Origin of the sequence: Pseudactinotalea sp., assembly GCF_048594945.1 — a bacterium.
Classification (GTDB): domain Bacteria; phylum Actinomycetota; class Actinomycetes; order Actinomycetales; family Beutenbergiaceae; genus Pseudactinotalea.
In genome coordinates this window covers 1-16,146 of sequence record NZ_JBMDXJ010000268.1, presented here as the reverse complement: position 1 = coordinate 16,146, position 16,146 = coordinate 1, and the positions used below count along the sequence as shown (strand labels likewise).

Here is a 16,146-nt window from a genome sequence, read left to right as displayed (position 1 = left end):
ACAGCAGCAGCAGCGCGACGAGGGTGGCGATCGCTGAGCCCGCCGCCTGCTGGAACAGGTACGGCAGCCCGCGATAGCGCAGGTAGCGCAGGGTCCGGTCGATGAACCCAGTGGTCACGGCGGCGATGCCTGCCACCTGCCAACCTCCGCCGAGCAAGACCGCGACTCCCGCCGCCATGAGCCCCAACGCACCCGTGACGATCCAGCGCCGGTACGGGTGCGGGGCCGAGACGATCGCGTCGAGCTGGGTCACGGCGTCGGGGAGCGCGACCCGGCGGGCTGCGATGTCGTCCACGAGCTCGATGACTTGGGCGAGCCGGCTGTAGTCGGACGTCCGGGCGTCGATCACACGCACTCGGGTGAGGGCGCCGTCGTCACGGTCGAGGGAGATCGTGATCGAGTTGAAGGTGATGTCGACCTGGCACCCAGTCACGCCGAGACCGGCCGCCGTGCGCTGCATCGCGATCGTGACATCGGCGACTCCCGCGCCGGTGCCGAGCATCGCCTCACCGGTGCGGAGCACGACGTCGAGCACCTGCCGCTCCACGGTCTCCGACAGGTCGGAACCACGCCGTCGGGCACCGAATGCATAGGTGGGCGGACCGGACGGGCTGACCACGCGCCGGGCGCGCGAACGCAGCCCCTCCGGGCTCAGTCGGTCGGCCGACCGCCCCGGCGGAGTGCGCGCTCCCCCGCTCTCGTCTGCCACGGTGCCGACGCTACGGCACGAGCGCCTACCTGAACTTCGCATCTCGCGAGGACCTACTCGCCGCTCTCTACCGTCACTTCGGCAAAACCGAGGAGGTCCCGCGATCACGGGAACGTGTCTGGGCGTGCACCAACGCCGTGACGAACGAACAGAGTGGCCTACGCTGCCACGTGGGGATCGAGCCCCTGAGACCGTTCGGATGTCACATCATCGACTGCCCATGGGACGGGTGACAACTGGCGGTCACGCCGAGTCCGGGACGGCGAGAGCGAGTATCGGCCGCTTCCACCGCACGCGGCCCGTCGGCTGTGCGATTCCAACGCGGCTCGCGCCCATCCGCAGGTAGAACGCCTCAGCTGGCGGGTGGGAGATGATCGTGACAGATCGCCAGCCGCGTGAACGCGCAGTCGCTATCACGTGCGCGAAGATCTGTCGACCAATACCGAGACCACGCGCCTCGTCCAGGACGAACATGAGATCCAGCTCCGGCCCTACCACGCCATCGACCAAGGAATAGAAGCCGACGATGGTCGAACAGGCCTCCGCGACATAGATAGCATCACGAGCGATCTGAACATCCGTCACCTCGTAACCTTCAAGGATCGCCGCGTAAGGGCCCTGGTACGCGGATGACTCGTGCATCATTCGAGTGAGGATCGGCGCATCAGAGGCAACGGCACGACGCACGCACGCACCATCGAGGGTGCTCACAGGCACGCGAGAGCGTTGTTGTGACTCTGCACACTGCGGTCAAGATCGACCACCTCGGTCTCCTCATCGCCATCGGATTGATCCGACCTGCTCTCTTGGTTGCCGACGGAGAGGCCTTGCAGCCGAGGTTCGTGTTCGGATAGCCCCCACTGCTCGCCCGTGCGGCGGCCCGGCTCCTTCCGCAGAGAGCATGTCGACTCCAGTCAACCGCACGTCACGCTCACGGAAGCATTCGTCACGCACGCGTCCGACGTGACGATAGCGAGTCGTGGTTGGTCCAGCGTCTAGCTCCATCGGCGTGGCGACCGGCACTCAATCTGGACTGCCGCTCTCTGAGACTGCGACAACCAACCCGAATCGACGCGGCCGTGGACGGTGACCAACGGTGGCGGAGCTGTCGATTACCACGTGGCACGTCGTAGGTGTATGGTGACTCGATCATCGAATCTAGTCATTCAGTCAGGAGAGAGAGTGCGTCACAGCGTCGCCACAACCGGGATCTTGTCCGCTGCCGCCGAGGTCGCGGCGGAAGTGGGCTTTGGGCGCATCACCATGGACGACATCGCGAGGCACGCACGAGTCGCTAAAGGCGTGCTCTACTTGCGCTTCCCGAGCAAAGACGATCTCATCTCAGCGACGGTCGTCCAAGAAGTCCAGTTCGCTGCGCTCGTCACGCTCTCGTCCGTCCGGGACGACCCTCGGGGAGGTCTACTCTCTCGCCAGTTCGAGCACTCCATTGCTGCACTGCGCTCCCGACCCGCGCTTCAACGCCTGTACCGTGATGGCGCCGCGTCCTTGGGACGATCCGCAGCACACGAACCGCCGGAGTCTCGAACCCTGCTGGGCGCCGACTACATCGTGCAATTGCAGCGCTGCGGAATGGTACGGTCCACTCTCGACTCGAAGGCCCTCGCGCAGAATCTGTCTCTCTGGACAACAGCGCTGCTGGCCCGAGCGGCCCACCTGGATGTCGAGCGACTCATTCGTGGCATGGGTGAGGTCGTGGCTGCAGCGGTCGACGCCGAGCCTGATGACACTACGGCGGGCAAGAAGTGCTTCGCGGACCTAGTTGGTCGCGTAACCGACAAGGAGTTCGCGTGAGTCGTATGTTGCCACCTGGCGCCACAGAGAGCTTTGTGCCCCTGAGCGAGGGACGAGTACGAGTGTTGACCGGCGGGAACGTCGAATCGCGTGCCGTGCCGATGCTGTTGCTGCATGGCGGAGGATCGGACAACTCGGGAATCTCCTGGTTTCACAGCTTTACCGCGCTTGGGGCTGACCGTCGTCTCATCGCGATCGATCTTCCCGGCTTCGGCGGTACGCAGGAGATTCCCCCACTCCACGGACCGAAGCCGATGGCGGACTTCGTCGCACGAGTGGCACACGAGGTGGGTGTGAGTAGCGCCATCGTTGTCGGCGTATCGATGGGCGGCGATGTCGCACTCAACGTCGCGCTGCGGCACCCCGGCCTGGTGGCCGGCCTCGTCCTGATCTCGCCCGGAGGCTTGGCCCCGAGGGTGAAGGGGCCATTCACTCACCGCTTCGCCTGGCTAGGCGCGCAGCTCCCCGACTGGCTACTGCTCCCCCTCTCCCGAGTAGCGAACATGTTCACCGGTAGTGTGATCAGGGCGATAGTCGCGGATCCGACAACGCTGCCCGTAGAGGTAAGAGATGAGTTCATCCGAGAATCTCGCGCGCCTCGCGCCGGCATCGCCTACGGCCGATACAACCAGGCCACGCTCGGCCACGCGCGACTCACGAACGATCTTACCGGCGAAGTCAGCAGCATAGTTGCCCCGACTCTGCTGTTCCATGGACTCAAGGATCCGATCGTCGACCCTGAAGGGTCACGTCGGGCTGCCGGCCTGATACGCCACGCGCGGCTTGTGCTGCTTCCTAATGCCGGCCACTGGGGCCAATTGGAAGCTCACGATACATTCGCGACCGTGACTCTGGAATTCCTCGCCGACATTGCCCCGCCCCCCAGCCCCCGACCAGAACCCGAACCGCCGCTCACCTATGGAAGGACTCACTATGATCTCTGAACGCCGCCGAGTCGTCGCTAACATCGCTCTCAGTATCGATGGCTGTTACCAAGGCCCCGCAGGTCCTCATGACATGGGATGGGTCATGCCCCATGCCGTCAGCGATATCGCCCGCAATCATCTGACCAGTCTCTGGCAGCCAGCCACCACCGTCCTTCTCGGCCGGGTCAACGCCGAAGGCTTCCTCAGTTACTGGCCCCAAGTCGCCGATGACGAGAACGCTGACCCCCGTGACCGCGCCTACGGCGCCTGGATGCGTGACTCTGAGAAAGTCGTGCTGTCTTCGACGCTGACCGAGATACCCTGGAAGAACGCTCGTATCCTCGACACTCCTGCTGCAGATGCCGTTCATCTCCTCAGAGCCGAACGAGGGGGGGACATCGTGATATTTGCCAGCGCGTCGGTTATCAAAGACCTCCTCAAATCCGACCAGGTCGACCGGCTCGCACTCACAGTATTTCCTGAGATTATCGGCGGTAGGCCATTCTTCGACTCACCACTACCACCGAGCGGCTGGTCGCTGTCCACGGCTGACGCCTCCGACGGAGTGGTCGCTCAAGTCTACGACCGACTGTCGTAGCACGTGCCGTTCACGGTCCGCGCGACCAAGGACCAGCTGGCTACCCGACGTGAGGTCCGTGACCTGCTCGACATCAAGCAGGAAATGCTGCGGAACTGGATCGCCGCGATCTCGGCGAAGGCGACACAAGTGGCGGGCCTCATCGAACGAGGAGCGGATCGAGCTCCCTCCGGAGATCGCGCGCCTGCGGGTCTGGCCGACGCAGGTCAACTCTGAAAGACCGCGGTGCGTGCGGTATGCGGACCACGTCAAGCGGCAGCGGGATGGCTGACCAGGCCGGATCCGTATTGGCTCGCGGACGTCACCCGCGTATGGACGCCCGTCACTGGCGTATCCAGCCGGCGAGTCATGGGGCGGCGGAGGATGACATCCAAGGTGACCCCGTTGGTGCTATGGGCGCTGCAACAGGCAGCGTTCACCCGGCGCCGGACGAGCTTCCAGCTCACTACCGACGGGCTGCTGCACCACTCCGACGGTGGTTCCCGGTCAGTACAGGTAGTTGGCCTTTACCAAAGCACTCGTGGACGCTGGGCTCACCGGCTCGATCAGGACCATCGGTGACGCGCTCGACAATGCGTTCATGGAGTCCATGATCAGACTCTCAAAGAGCGTGGTGATCGCCATGGACAGAAGACCTGGACCGGCTCGACGGCAGAACGAGCAGGCGACAGCGTCGTAGGTCCGTTGGTTCAACCAGGAGTGTCCGCACTCTCGCTCGATCGGCGTTGTCCCACCGATCGAACTCGAGCAGCCGCACTACCCGGCAACACGTGGGTACCACGATCCCGCCGCAGTCCCACCACGCCCTCCGAGGTCCCAGGTCGATCAACTCCGCCAGATCGCCGGCCTAGCATTCTTCGACAAGCTCGATCCTCACAGACGACGACACCATCTGCCGCGAACCCGAAGTCCCGTTTCTACCTCTTCATGCACCCCGATGTGCTGACGCTCGCCCTTCGCCCCCAACGAGCGGCGGCGGAGTCTGGAATTGAGACCGGCGATGCCGTTTGGTTCGACCAGCGACCGTCTGGTGGGCCTCCCAGAGAGTTCGAGAGCCCTTGCCCAGCCCTGAAGACGGTGGCTTCCCGCAGGTCGCGAGGGCTCTACTGGCGGGATCGAAGGCCGCTGGAGTCGTCCGTGGTGGACTCGCGGGGGCGGATGGTACTTGCGGTTGAGATGACTCCAACCCTTCTGAGCCCAGCGCACGTGGACGAACTGGTCGCCACCGTGAGATCGGATCAAGCGCTGACACCGCAGCCCGGACTAGGAAAACGCCGGCTCGACGGTCGCTTGAGGCACCAGCCCGCAGCAGTCGCGCGGAGGCCGTGCTCTGCGCGCTCCCACACTTCGGCTGGGACTCGGGGCGCTCTCTCCGTCCCAGTACCGTTGGCACGGCTGCGGTGAGCCAACTGTCTGCGCCTTCCCGGGTACGACGCCCACGATAGAACGAGCATGAGGTGGCCTCAGAGGGACGCCTCCGCGCCCAGGCCCGCGCGGAGCAGCCAGTGGCGAAGTGCCACTCTGCAAGGCGACGTAGTACCCGTTCGAGCCAGCGGGCCACACACGGGTCCTCTCGTCGGCGCTCGTGTATTAGTCGCTATCACCGGCCAGGAGCCGGAGCGCCTCCGTGATCTGCTCGGCTTCCGGGAGACTCTCCGGGTCGATGAGGAACTGCGCCACCAGGCCGATGGTGAAGGCGTAGACCAGCGAGCCGACTCCCGCCTCGCCAGCGTCGGGCTGGTGTTGATCGTCATTGCTGCCTATGAGGAGTGCGGCAATCTCACGCCGTGCGTCTGCTGCACCGTTGGCGAACGTGGTTCGGAGTTCGTCGTCGAACTGGGCCTGCGCCAGCGCTTGGATGCTCGCCGACTGGAGATCCTTGGTGTTGGGGAGGGTGTCGCGGATAGCGGACAGCGAGGCGGCGAGGCGGTCGAGGAGCGACTCACCATTCGCTCGCCGCACCAGTCGGGCGATGGTGTCACCCCAGTCGCTGCTCAACTCCAGGACGGCGAGATTCATCAACCGATCCTTGGACCCGTAGTGATAGCCAATCGAACCCAGATGAGCGCCAGATGCCTCGGCGATGTCACGGGCAGTGGTCTGCCCGTACCCCTTCTCCACCAGGCAACGCTTGGCCCCGGCGAGGAGGGCTTCCTTCTGTCCCATGGGCGAATCGTAATCGATCGCTGATACGTGCGTTTTGTACGTACGTACTTGCACTTCGTCGATGTTCTACCTACGATCGTCGCATGTACGTACGTACAAATACGACTCCTACAGCTCCTCGCGCGATCGCCCGTCAGTGGTGGGGACTTCTCGTCCTGCTGCTGCCGGCGCTGCTGGTGTCGATGGACATCTCGATCCTCTTCATCGCCGGTCCTGCGATCTCCCGCGATTTGGCTCCCAACGCGACGCAGTGGCTGTGGATGATGGACAGCTACAGCCTCGTCGTTGCGTCGCTGCTGGTGACGATGGGCAGCCTCGCCGATCGGATCGGCCGCCGCCGGCTGCTGCTCATGGGCTCCGTCGTCTTCGGTGTGGCATCCGTACTGCTGGCCTTCGCGCCGACGCCCGAACTGTTCATCGCCGGACGGGTACTGCTCGCCGTCGGAGCCGCGACCCTGGCGCCCTCGACGTTCGCCCTCGTGCGCGGCATGTTCCTCGACCCCGACCAGCGCCGCAAGGCCGTCGCCGCCTGGACCATCGCCTTCACCGGCGGCGCCGTGCTCGGACCCGTCCTGGGCGGCCTGCTCCTGGAACACTTCGACTGGGGTTCGGTGTTCCTCATCAACCTGCCAATCATGGCGCTGCTGCTCATCGCCGCACCACTGCTGATCCAGGAATCGAAAGACCCCGCAGGTGCTCGATTCGACATCCCCGGAGCCGCGCTGTCCCTGGCCGCGCTCGTCGCCCTCATGTACGCCCTGAAAGGATTCGCCGAGTACGGCTCAGAACCGCAGTCATGGATCACCCTGACCGCGGGACTGGTGCTACTAGCCTGCTTCGTCGGCTGGCAGCGGCGCTCTGCCCATCCGCTCATCGACGTCGCACTGTTCCGACGCCCCGCCTTCACTGGGGCCGCGACGGCGAACCTCCTGGCTACCGTGGCCATGACCGGCCTCGGACTGCTGGCGTTCGCGCTCCTCCAATCGGTCCACGGCCTGGGCCCGCTGCACGCCGGCCTGGTCGCCCTGCCCACCTTCTTCGGCACCGCCGCCGGCGCGATGACCGGGACGGCACTGGCCAAACGAGTCAGACCAGCCACCATCGTCGCCGGAGGGCTCACGATCTCCGGCGCATCAATGGGCTTCATCAGCCTGACCATGCCCACAGAATCGGTCTGGGCGTTCCTCGGCGGCTACGTGGTGCTCACCTACGGCATCGGCATGGTCAGCACACTCGCCAACAGCCTCATCCTCACCACCGCACCCCGCGAACAGGCCGGCGCTGCCGCGAGCATCTCCGAAACCGCAATCCACCTCGGCAGCGCTCTCGGCATCGCCGGATTCGGCACCATCTCCACCACCGCCTACCGCCAGCGCATGGAAGTCGCCTCCGTACCCGACATGCCCCCAGCGGCCACCGAATCCATCGGCGCCGCCGAGGCGGTCGCGGCACAGTTGCCTGAGCCCCGGGCAGAACAACTCCTCGAAGCGGCGACCACCGCATTCTCGGACTCCGTGGGAACAGTCGCACTGGTCGCTTCCGCCGTACTCATCTTGGCCGCTGTCATCACCGGCACACTGCTGCATCGAGTCCCGCCCGGAACCACATCCGAAACTGGCAGCCTCACCGAGAATGAGTAATGCGGTGGTCGAGGTGGGCTTGAAGCGCGACGTGCAGAGCGCGCAGTGCGAACTCGACGGCTGACTCGGCCTGAGACTCTCGAGGGCGTGGTGAGGCGGCGACGGGATCGTCGTGCCCTCGCGTTGCACACGTAGTGCGACTGCTCGGGTCTGATCGGTGGGACGTCACCGATCGAAGAGTCGTTTTGGACGTACCGACCCGCCAGCCCAAGCTCCGCCGGCTGAACACGTCGGTGATGAACGAGACGGAGCAGAACCCGGCGGGTGTCCAGACGGAGGTGAAGTCCGCGACCCACCACTGAACCGGCCTGATTGGCCGCGCCCACGGCCTCTTGACGCGGTCCGGATGCCGCGGCTCCTTGTCGTCGCGTTGTGTCGTGACCGTGGTGCGACGACCTCGCGTGAGGCCGTCGATCCCAGCGAACTTCATCCGCCGCTTGACCTGGTCGCGACCCCACCCGCGCCGGGCACGCACCGCGCTCCGACAGCTCCTCGCGCGACCGACCGTCAGTGATGGGGACTACTCGTCCTGCTGCTGCCGGCGCTGTCTGGTTCGCCACCGGCGTCGACCCTTCGCCGAGATCGCGGCGAAGCCAGTTCCGCGGCGGTTGAACAACGACCTTCTGGTGGGCCCAGAGGGACTCGAACCCCCGACACCCGCGGTGTAAACGCGGCGCTCTAACCAACTGAGCTATAGGCCCTGACGCCCTCGGGAAGGGCTGGGCAACGATACCAACCACACGGCGTGCAACCGCCGCAGGGTCGTCAGTTGCCCGTACGCGTCCAGGTTCCACAGCCCAGTGACGTGAAGGACTGCCCGGAGGTGATCGTCACGTACCGAGTCCCCGAGGAGTAGGTCACGTCGTTCTCCACGATCGCGCCCACGGAGCCGCTGAAGTTCGAGGCCACCTCCCAGTAGCAGCCCCACGTGTCCACGCCGGATGATCGATACGTGCCCGGCCGGACATGAATCCCGACGGCGTGGGTCCCGTTCTGGATCGTCGTCGCCGGGGAGCCGCTCGCCGGAAGCCTTGTCCAGGTCCCGCATCCGCTGCTGACGAAGTACTTGTCGGAGGAGTTGATCGTCACGATGACACGACCAGACTCACTGCGGAAGTCGTTGGCGATAACCCCGCTGATCGCGGACCCGGCAGTGGTGCGGCGCTCCCAGTAGCACCCGTCACCTCCGCGGGCCACGTAGGTGCCGGCGGCGATGTGGATGCCGACCGCGTGCGTGCCGTTGCCGAAGGTCTTCGCCTTCGAACCGGTCGGCATCAGCCTCGTCCAGGAACCGCAGCCATCGGTGTCGAAGTACTTGTCGGTGCTCTTGATCGTGACGATGACACGACCCGAGGTCATCCAGAAGTCGTTCTCGATCACGCCGGAGATCGCGGTTCCGGCCGTCCGACGACGCTCCCAGTAGCACCCGGCACCACCCGTCGCCATGTAGGTCCCAGCAGCGATCTGCGAACCAACCTTGTAGGTGCCGTCCCTGGTGATCGTGGCCGGTGGTGCGGCCACCGTCTTCGTGGCCGCGCTGGTGCGGCTGGTGGTGACGAAGCTCGACCGGCTGCCTGTCACCTTCACCGTGATCTTCGCGCCGTAGTGGGCGGTGGTGAGCTTGAGCTTGGAGCTCGTGGCCCCGGAGATCGGCTTGCCATTGGCGTACCACTGGTAGCGGAGCGTGGCCGTGGGCGACCACGCCGAGGTGGTGGCCGTCAGCGTCGAACCGACCCGAACGGTGCCGGTGATCTTCGGCGCCGCCGTCCGGGTGAACGGCGCCACCACCCGCGCGGTGGCCGCGCTGGTCTGCGAGGCGGTCGTGTATCCGCTCCGGCTCGCGGTAACCGTGACCGTGATTCGCTTGCCGCGGTCGGCGGTACGGACCTTGTAGGTGCTGGACGTCGCGCCCGGTACGGCCTTGCCGTCGACGCGCCACTGGTAGCGCAGCGTCGCGGACGGCGACCAGGTCTCGGGCACTACCCTGAGAGTCATACCCGTGCGGACAGTCCCGGAGATCGTGGGGGTCGGCTTCTTGGGGAAGACACCCTTGGCCACCTTGGCCGTGGCACCACTGGTCTTCGACACCGTGGTGTAGCCGCTGAGGGCGCCGGTCACGCGCACCGTGACGGTCTTGCCCACGTCGGCGGGCCGCGGAGTGAAGCTCGCACCTGTCTGTCCGCTCACCGGCTTCCCTGCGACGTACCACTGGTAGGTGAACCGGGTTCCGGCGGTCCACGACCCTGTCACCGCCGTCAGCTTGTTCCCCACACGGACCGTGCCGCTGACCCGAGGCGTCGGTGCGGTGAGCGTGCCCGCGGCGACCGTCACCGAGGAACTGGTCCGCACCGAGGTCTGATAGCCGTCACGCCTGCCCGTCACGACCACCCGCACCGCGGCACTCCGGTCGGCGGCCACCGGCGTGTACGTCGACGACGTCGCACCGCTGATCGGCGTGCCGTTGCGCTGCCACTGGTAGCTCAGGGTCGTTCCGGCGGGCCAGCCGCCGGTCGACGCCGTCAGCCGTACTCCGACACGTGGCGTGCCGGAGACCTTGGCCGTCCCGGCCGTGAACGCGCCGGTCGCCACGACGATGGGGACGCTTGCCTGCGAGGCCGGCTCCAGGCCCGCGCTCGAACCGGTCGCCTCGACCTCGAGAGTGCGCCCGGCGTCAGCCGCCATCAGTGTGTAGCTGTCTCCACCTGCCACCTCGACGCCGTCGCGCAGCCAGCGATAGGTCACCGTGACGTCGGAGGGCAACCAACCCGACGAGACGACCGACAGCACGTTCCCCACGCGCGCCTCGCCCTGCACGATTACGCTCCCGGCGATCACCGAGGCGAGCGGGAGCGTCACGGTCGTGAGCTCAGCCGCCTCACCATCAACGACCTCGATGACGTCGGCCTCGGCGAGCTCCGCCGCTCCCCCGAGATAGACCTCGCGTGCGTTGGTGCCCGGTGCCGGGGTAAAGAGCAGCGTGTACGCCCCCGGCGGCAGGCTCAGCTCAAAGCCGCCGTCCTCACCGAGAACCGCGGCGGCGACCTCCTCGCCCGTGCCTGGATCGAGCACCGCCACCCGCACATCGGCAGCCGACTCACCCGGCGCCGCCAGCGACACGGTGCCGACGATCTGCGCCGGGACGACCCCAGCCTCGCCCTCACCGCCCCCGCCGTCCTCGACGTCATCGACAGCGACCTCGTCCTGGATATCCGCCCCGGCCGGATCGGCATCGTCGGCCACGGCGGCGCTCGCACCGGAGGCGATCAGCACGGCGACCAGCCCCGCGCACATGGCGCGGGACAGCCAGGCGACAAGAGGGTGAGCAACAGCCATCGGAGCACTCCGGTTCACGCAGGGGACTTGACCGGCGCCTTGCGTGCGTGGTCTCTGGCCCCCAGAGCGCTCGTGCAGACTCGCCGAGCAATTGATACAGCCCGCCGTGCCCTCACGGCAACACCCAGATGATCACAGTTGGATCACAGATTCGGCGCGCTACGCCTCGCGCCACTGGCCCCGCTCCTCGAGCACGTCCCGCAGCACGTCGGGCCGGTCGGTGATGATCCCGTCCACGCCGTCGTCGAGGAGTCGGGTGATGTCCTCACGCGTGTCGATCGTCCACACGTGGACCTGCATGCCGACGCGATGCGCGGCGGCGATGAAGCCCGGGGTGGTGAGGTGGACGCCATACCGGTGCTCCGGGACTTGCACGCAGACCGCTCCCCCGGCGCGGATGAACCATGCCAGGAGGCGCGGCGCGAACCGGAGCGCGATCAATTCCCACGGCGATGCGGACGTCGGCACCTCCGGGAGCATCCTACGGGCGCGGCGCAGGCGGCAGTGGCTGAACGAGGCCAGCAGGACCCGCTCGTGCGCGCCTGCCGCGTTGATCGCGGCCACGGTCGGCGCGATCACCTCGGCGGTCTTGACGTCGATGTTGAACTTCGTGTCGGGGAACGCCGAGAGCAGCTCGGCGATGGTCGCGATCGGCTCACCGCCCCGCAGCCGCACCGAGCGGATCTCCTCGGCGGTCAGCGAACCGAACGGCTTCTCCCCGAACACGGCGTCCGGCGCCGCGCGGGACAGATCCGGGTCGTGGAACGCGAAGGCCACACCGTCGACACTCGCACGCGCATCCGTCTCGATGTACCGGTACCCCAGCGCCACGGCGTTGCCCACCGCGCGCAGCGAGTTCTCGATGCCGTCATTGGCCGGCAACCCGTCGCCACCTCGGTGCGCGAGCGCGAGCGGCGGCTCCTCCAGGAAGCGGCTGGGTCTGACGCCATCCGCCATCTCACGCCACCTCGGCAAGCGAGCGCTCGACGGCGGCGCGATGGTCCTCGAGATCTCTCGCCACCCCGGCGGGTGCCTGTGTGGCCCACCTGATCACGCCGTCGGCGTCGATCAGGTCGGAGGTGCGGGTCGCGATCCCTCGATCCTCGTCGAACGCCTGGAAGCGCCGCGCGACCTCGCCGTGCGGCCAGAAGTCCGACAGCAACGTCGGACCGGCCGCGCCCACACCCGCGCCCTCCGCCCACGTGCGCAGCACGAACATCGAGTCGCACGCCACCGCGAGCACAGCCACCCCGCGTTCGGTGAGACTCTCGGCCAGGCCGACCAGCCCGCTGAGCTCGCTCGAGCACAACGGCGTGAAGGCGGCCGGCAAGAACACGAGCAACGCCGCGCCGTCGAGCTTCGAACGATCGACCGGGGAGCCATCGGTGTCCGGGAGGCACAGCTCCGGGGCGGACTCCCCGAGGTCGATCACCTGCCGCGACCGCGAGAGGTCAGTCGGAAAGCCGACCACGCGGGCGCGACGGCGAGCGTGGACGTGGTGTGCAGCCCCGCTGTCGTGGCCGCTTCCTCGATCTCGGCCGGGGACACGTGGCCCTCCCGACCGGACTTCGGGGCAAGCACCCAGATCAGCCCGCCGTCCTCCAACGTGGTCAAGGCGTCGGTGAGGGCATCGGTGAGATCCTGCGTATCGCCGTCGTCGTCACGCCACCACAGCATCGCGACGTCGATGACGTCGCCGTACGACTCGTCCTCGATCGGTCCACCGACGGCGGACTCCACCTCTGCGCGCAGGTCGTCGTCGCAGTCGTCGTCGTACCCGAACTCCTGGACCACCTGCCCAGGTGCCAGGCCCAGGCGTCCTGAGCCTGCGGTCGTCTCCGGCCGTGCAACCACTGGTCAGCATTTCCTCTCGTCGGGGTATCCGGCTGACCATGATCTTAGTGTCAGCGACATCACAGCACGCGTGAAGGAGTTGTGGTGTCGCCGTGGCCAGCTTCGGTGAACAATGGCATAGCAGTACCGGTCAGGTGCCCAGGGCGGCCCGACTGGCTGTGCGGCGCCGAAGCCAGGACGCGAATGACCTGGTCACGCCGACAGCGAACCGATGCCCCGGAAAGAGGAACCCGTGACGTCCACTGCAGGTCCACTTATCAACGGTCTGCTCAGTCAGGTCCGCGACATCGACGCGGAGGAGACGAGCGAGTGGCTCGAGTCTCTCGACGGTCTCGTCGAGAGCCGCGGCGGTCCGCGCGCCCGCTACATCCTCCTCAACATGCTCAAGCGAGCACGTGAGCAGGGTGTCGTGGTGCCGCAGCCGGTCACCACCCCCTACGTGAACACGATCGGTGTGCACGACGAGCCGTACGTCCCCGGCGACGAGGCGGTCGAGCGCCGCTACCGCGACTACCTGCGGTGGAACTCCGCCGTGATGGTCACCCGCGCGCAGCGCCCCGGGATCGCGGTCGGCGGCCACATCTCCTCCTACGCGTCGGTGGCGACGCTGTACGAGGTCGGCCTCAACCACTTCTTCCGCGGCAAGGACCACCCGGGCGGCGGCGACAGCATCTACTTCCAGGGCCACGCCGCACCCGGCATGTACGCCCGTGCGTTCCTCGAGGGGCGGCTCAGCGAAGCCGACCTCGATGGCTTCCGCCAAGAGCTGTCCCGCACCTCCGGCGGCCGCGGCCTGCCCTCCTACCCGCACCCCCGCAACATGCCGGACTTCTGGGAGTTCCCGACGGTGTCGATGGGCCTCGGCCCGGCCGGCGCGATCTACCAGGCGTGGGTCAACCGCTTCATGGAGATGCGCGGCATCAAGGACACCTCGGACCAGCGGGTCTGGGCGTTCCTCGGCGACGGCGAGAGGGACGAGCCCGAGTCGCGCGGCATGCTGCAGCTCGCCGCGCAGCAGGGGCTGGACAACCTCACATTCGTGGTCAACTGCAACCTGCAGCGGCTCGATGGCCCGGTCCGCGGCAACGGCAAGATCATCCAGGAGCTCGAGGGCTTCTTCCGCGGAGCCGGTTGGAACGTCATCAAGGTCATCTGGGGCCGCGAGTGGGACCCGCTGCTGGAGGCGGACAAGGACCGCGCCCTGGTCAACCTGATGAACAACACCCCCGACGGCGACTACCAGACGTATCGCGCGGAGTCCGGCGGGTTCATCCGGGATCACTTCTTCGGGCGCGACCCGCGCACCAAGGCGCTGGTGGAGAAGCTGACCGACGACGAGATCTGGGGTCTCAAGCGCGGCGGCCACGACTACCGGAAGCTGTTCGCGGCGTACGACTCGGCGGTCAAGCACAGCGGTCAGCCGACCGTGATCCTCGCCCACACGATCAAGGGCTACGGCCTGGGCTCCTCGTTCGCCGGCCGCATGGCCACGCACCAGATGAAGAAGCTCAAGGCCGATGACCTCAAGGGCCTGCGCGACTCGCTTGAGATCCCCTTCACGGATGCCCAGCTCGAGGAGGACCCGTACCTGCCGCCGTACTTCCACCCCGGCCAGGAGGCACCGGAGATCCAGTACATGATGGAGCGCCGCAAGGCGCTCGGCGGGTTCCTGCCGGAGCGACGTGAGAAGCACACCGCGGTCACGCTCCCGCCGGACAAGACCTACGAGCGCCTCGCCAAGGGGTCCGGGCAGCAGGAGGTCGCCACCACGATGGCGCTCGTGCAGCTGTTCAAGGACCTGCTGCGCGACAAGGAGTTCGGCCGCCGGATCGTGCCGATCATTCCCGACGAGGCCCGCACCTTCGGCCTCGACGCGATCTTCCCGAGCACGAAGATCTTCAACACGCAGGGTCAGCACTACCTCGCGGCCGACCGCGAGCTGCTGCTCTCCTACAAGGAGTCCGAGCAGGGTGGTCTGCTGCACACCGGCATCAACGAGGCCGGGTCCGCTGCGGCCTTCCAGGCGGTCGGTACCTCCTACGCCACCCACGGCGAGCCGATGGTGCCGTTCTACTTCTACTACTCGATGTTCGGGTTCCAGCGCACCGGTGACCAGTTCTGGGCGGCCGGCGACCAGCTCACGCGCGGATTCCTCATCGGCGCCACGGCCGGGCGCACCACGCTCACCGGTGAGGGCCTGCAGCACGCCGACGGGCACTCGCCGCTGCTCGCCGCCACCAACACTGCCGTGATCAGCTACGACCCGGCGTACGGGTACGAGATCCGGCACATCGTCAAGGACGGCCTTGAGCGGATGTACGGAAGCGAGAACGGAGACGCGATGCAGCGCTCTCGTGACGTCATCTACTACCTCACCGTCTACAACGAGCCCATGCTGCAGCCGGCCGAGCCGGAGAACGTGGACGTCGAGGGCATCCTCAAGGGCATCTACCAGCTCCGTGCCGGTGAGGGCGAGGGTCCGCGGGTGCAGCTGCTCGCGTCGGGCGTCGCAGTCCCGTGGGCGCTCGAGGCGCAGCAGCAGCTGCGCGAGGACTGGGGCGTCGTGGCCGACGTGTGGTCGGTGACGAGCTGGACCGAGCTGCGCCGCGACGCGCTCGCGGCCGAGCACGAGGCGTTCGTCAACCCCGCCGCCGAGCAGCGCACCCCGTACGTCACGAGCAAGCTCGCCGACGCACAAGGTCCGTTCGTGGCCGTGACCGACTACGACCACATGGTCCCCGACCAGATCCGCGCCTGGGTCCCCGGCGACCTGCTCACGCTCGGAGCCGACGGATTCGGGTTCTCCGACACCCGCCCGGCCGTGCGCCGTCACTTCCTCATCGACACCCAGTCGATCGTCACCCGCGCGTTGCAGGCCCTGGCACGCCGTGGCGAGGTGGACGCCTCAGCCCCGGCGCAGGCCGTCGAGCGCTACCGGCTGCTCGACGTCAACGCCGGCACCCCCGGTACTGCGGGCGGCGACGCCTGATCAGAGCATGAGTCGATGGGGGGCCCCCGGGCTTTGGGGGGGGCCCGTCATTAACGACGGCGGTGGTTTGGGTTGGGGCCCGGCGGCCCCAGACGGGGCGAGGTAGGTGTGGAACGGGG

13 protein-coding genes, 1 tRNA gene and 1 pseudogene are annotated in these 16,146 nt (G+C 67.0%); 6 read left to right on the top strand and 9 right to left on the bottom strand.

The annotated features are described in order from the left end of the window. Window positions 1–709, bottom strand: a 709-nt coding sequence (locus ACOJSN_RS11670) for a threonine/serine exporter family protein (protein ID WP_420112670.1), incomplete at its 3' end; no start/stop codon positions are given. 243 nt (window positions 710–952) lie between these two features. Beyond that, on the bottom strand, window positions 953–1,396 hold the full coding sequence (locus ACOJSN_RS11665; protein WP_420112669.1) for a GNAT family N-acetyltransferase: 444 nt from the start codon (window positions 1,394–1,396) through the stop codon (window positions 953–955). A gap of 495 nt (window positions 1,397–1,891) precedes the next feature. On the opposite strand from ACOJSN_RS11665, the gene ACOJSN_RS11660 reads away from it, so the two are divergent. The 4 genes from ACOJSN_RS11660 to ACOJSN_RS11645 all read left to right on the top strand — a co-directional run bounded on the left by ACOJSN_RS11660 (window position 1,892) and on the right by ACOJSN_RS11645 (window position 4,261). Then, window positions 1,892–2,521 (top strand): TetR/AcrR family transcriptional regulator, encoded by a 630-nt coding sequence (locus ACOJSN_RS11660; protein WP_420112668.1) that lies wholly within the window; start codon window positions 1,892–1,894, stop codon window positions 2,519–2,521. 62 nt (window positions 2,522–2,583) lie between these two features. Continuing rightward, on the top strand, window positions 2,584–3,465 hold the full coding sequence (locus tag ACOJSN_RS11655; protein ID WP_420112667.1) for an alpha/beta fold hydrolase: 882 nt from the start codon (window positions 2,584–2,586) through the stop codon (window positions 3,463–3,465). Then, the gene (locus ACOJSN_RS11650; RefSeq protein ID WP_420112666.1) at window positions 3,455–4,045 is read left to right on the top strand and encodes a dihydrofolate reductase family protein; all 591 of its coding nucleotides are present in this window, start codon (window positions 3,455–3,457) and stop codon (window positions 4,043–4,045) included. Before ACOJSN_RS11655 ends, ACOJSN_RS11650 begins: the two co-directional genes overlap by 11 nt. 3 nt (window positions 4,046–4,048) lie before the next feature. After that, window positions 4,049–4,261, top strand: coding sequence for a hypothetical protein (locus tag ACOJSN_RS11645; protein WP_420112665.1), 213 nt, complete (start codon window positions 4,049–4,051; stop codon window positions 4,259–4,261). Between the two features lie 1,374 nt (window positions 4,262–5,635). Here ACOJSN_RS11645 and ACOJSN_RS11640 read toward each other — a convergent pair. Next, a complete protein-coding gene (locus tag ACOJSN_RS11640) occupies window positions 5,636–6,265 on the bottom strand; it encodes a TetR/AcrR family transcriptional regulator (protein WP_420112664.1) in 630 nt (209 codons plus the stop codon). Between the two features lie 29 nt (window positions 6,266–6,294). On the opposite strand from ACOJSN_RS11640, the gene ACOJSN_RS11635 reads away from it, so the two are divergent. Further along, on the top strand, window positions 6,295–7,851 hold the full coding sequence (locus ACOJSN_RS11635) for an MFS transporter (RefSeq protein ID WP_420112663.1): 1,557 nt from the start codon (window positions 6,295–6,297) through the stop codon (window positions 7,849–7,851). Between the two features lie 178 nt (window positions 7,852–8,029). On the opposite strand, the pseudogene ACOJSN_RS11630 reads toward ACOJSN_RS11635, so the two are convergent. From ACOJSN_RS11630 to ACOJSN_RS11605, 6 genes and pseudogenes are all read right to left on the bottom strand, one after another. Beyond that, a pseudogene (locus tag ACOJSN_RS11630) lies at window positions 8,030–8,323 on the bottom strand (IS3 family transposase); the annotation flags it as partial. Between the two features lie 152 nt (window positions 8,324–8,475). Continuing rightward, window positions 8,476–8,552: transfer RNA gene (locus tag ACOJSN_RS11625), tRNA-Val, on the bottom strand. A gap of 64 nt (window positions 8,553–8,616) precedes the next feature. After that, window positions 8,617–11,184 (bottom strand): hypothetical protein, encoded by a 2,568-nt coding sequence (locus ACOJSN_RS11620; protein ID WP_420112662.1) that lies wholly within the window; start codon window positions 11,182–11,184, stop codon window positions 8,617–8,619. A gap of 159 nt (window positions 11,185–11,343) precedes the next feature. Next, window positions 11,344–12,141, bottom strand: a complete 798-nt coding sequence (locus ACOJSN_RS11615; protein ID WP_420112661.1) for a glycerophosphodiester phosphodiesterase family protein — start codon at window positions 12,139–12,141, stop codon at window positions 11,344–11,346. Between the two features lies 1 nt (window position 12,142). Next, window positions 12,143–12,616 (bottom strand): redoxin domain-containing protein, encoded by a 474-nt coding sequence (locus ACOJSN_RS11610; RefSeq protein ID WP_420112660.1) that lies wholly within the window; start codon window positions 12,614–12,616, stop codon window positions 12,143–12,145. Next, window positions 12,613–13,038 carry a DUF3052 domain-containing protein gene (locus ACOJSN_RS11605; RefSeq protein WP_420112659.1) on the bottom strand — a complete coding sequence of 142 codons (426 nt, stop codon included), beginning with the start codon at window positions 13,036–13,038 and terminating at the stop codon, window positions 12,613–12,615. The genes ACOJSN_RS11610 and ACOJSN_RS11605 overlap by 4 nt, the downstream gene beginning before the upstream one ends. A 211-nt stretch (window positions 13,039–13,249) precedes the next feature. On the opposite strand from ACOJSN_RS11605, the gene aceE reads away from it, so the two are divergent. Beyond that, the gene (aceE, locus tag ACOJSN_RS11600; RefSeq protein ID WP_420112658.1) at window positions 13,250–16,027 is read left to right on the top strand and encodes a pyruvate dehydrogenase (acetyl-transferring), homodimeric type; all 2,778 of its coding nucleotides are present in this window, start codon (window positions 13,250–13,252) and stop codon (window positions 16,025–16,027) included. Window positions 16,028–16,146: the final 119 nt, after the last annotated feature.

Bases quoted from the DNA above. Each gene is read 5' to 3' on its own strand.
- ACOJSN_RS11650 (WP_420112666.1), top strand. From the start codon at position 3,455: ATGATCTCTGAACGCCGCCGAGTCGTCGCTAACATCGCTCTCAGTATC.
- ACOJSN_RS11635 (WP_420112663.1), top strand. From the start codon at position 6,295: ATGTACGTACGTACAAATACGACTCCTACAGCTCCTCGCGCGATCGCC.
- ACOJSN_RS11620 (WP_420112662.1), bottom strand. From the start codon at position 11,184: ATGGCTGTTGCTCACCCTCTTGTCGCCTGGCTGTCCCGCGCCATGTGC.
- ACOJSN_RS11615 (WP_420112661.1), bottom strand. From the start codon at position 12,141: ATGGCGGATGGCGTCAGACCCAGCCGCTTCCTGGAGGAGCCGCCGCTC.
- aceE (WP_420112658.1), top strand. From the start codon at position 13,250: ATGCCCCGGAAAGAGGAACCCGTGACGTCCACTGCAGGTCCACTTATC.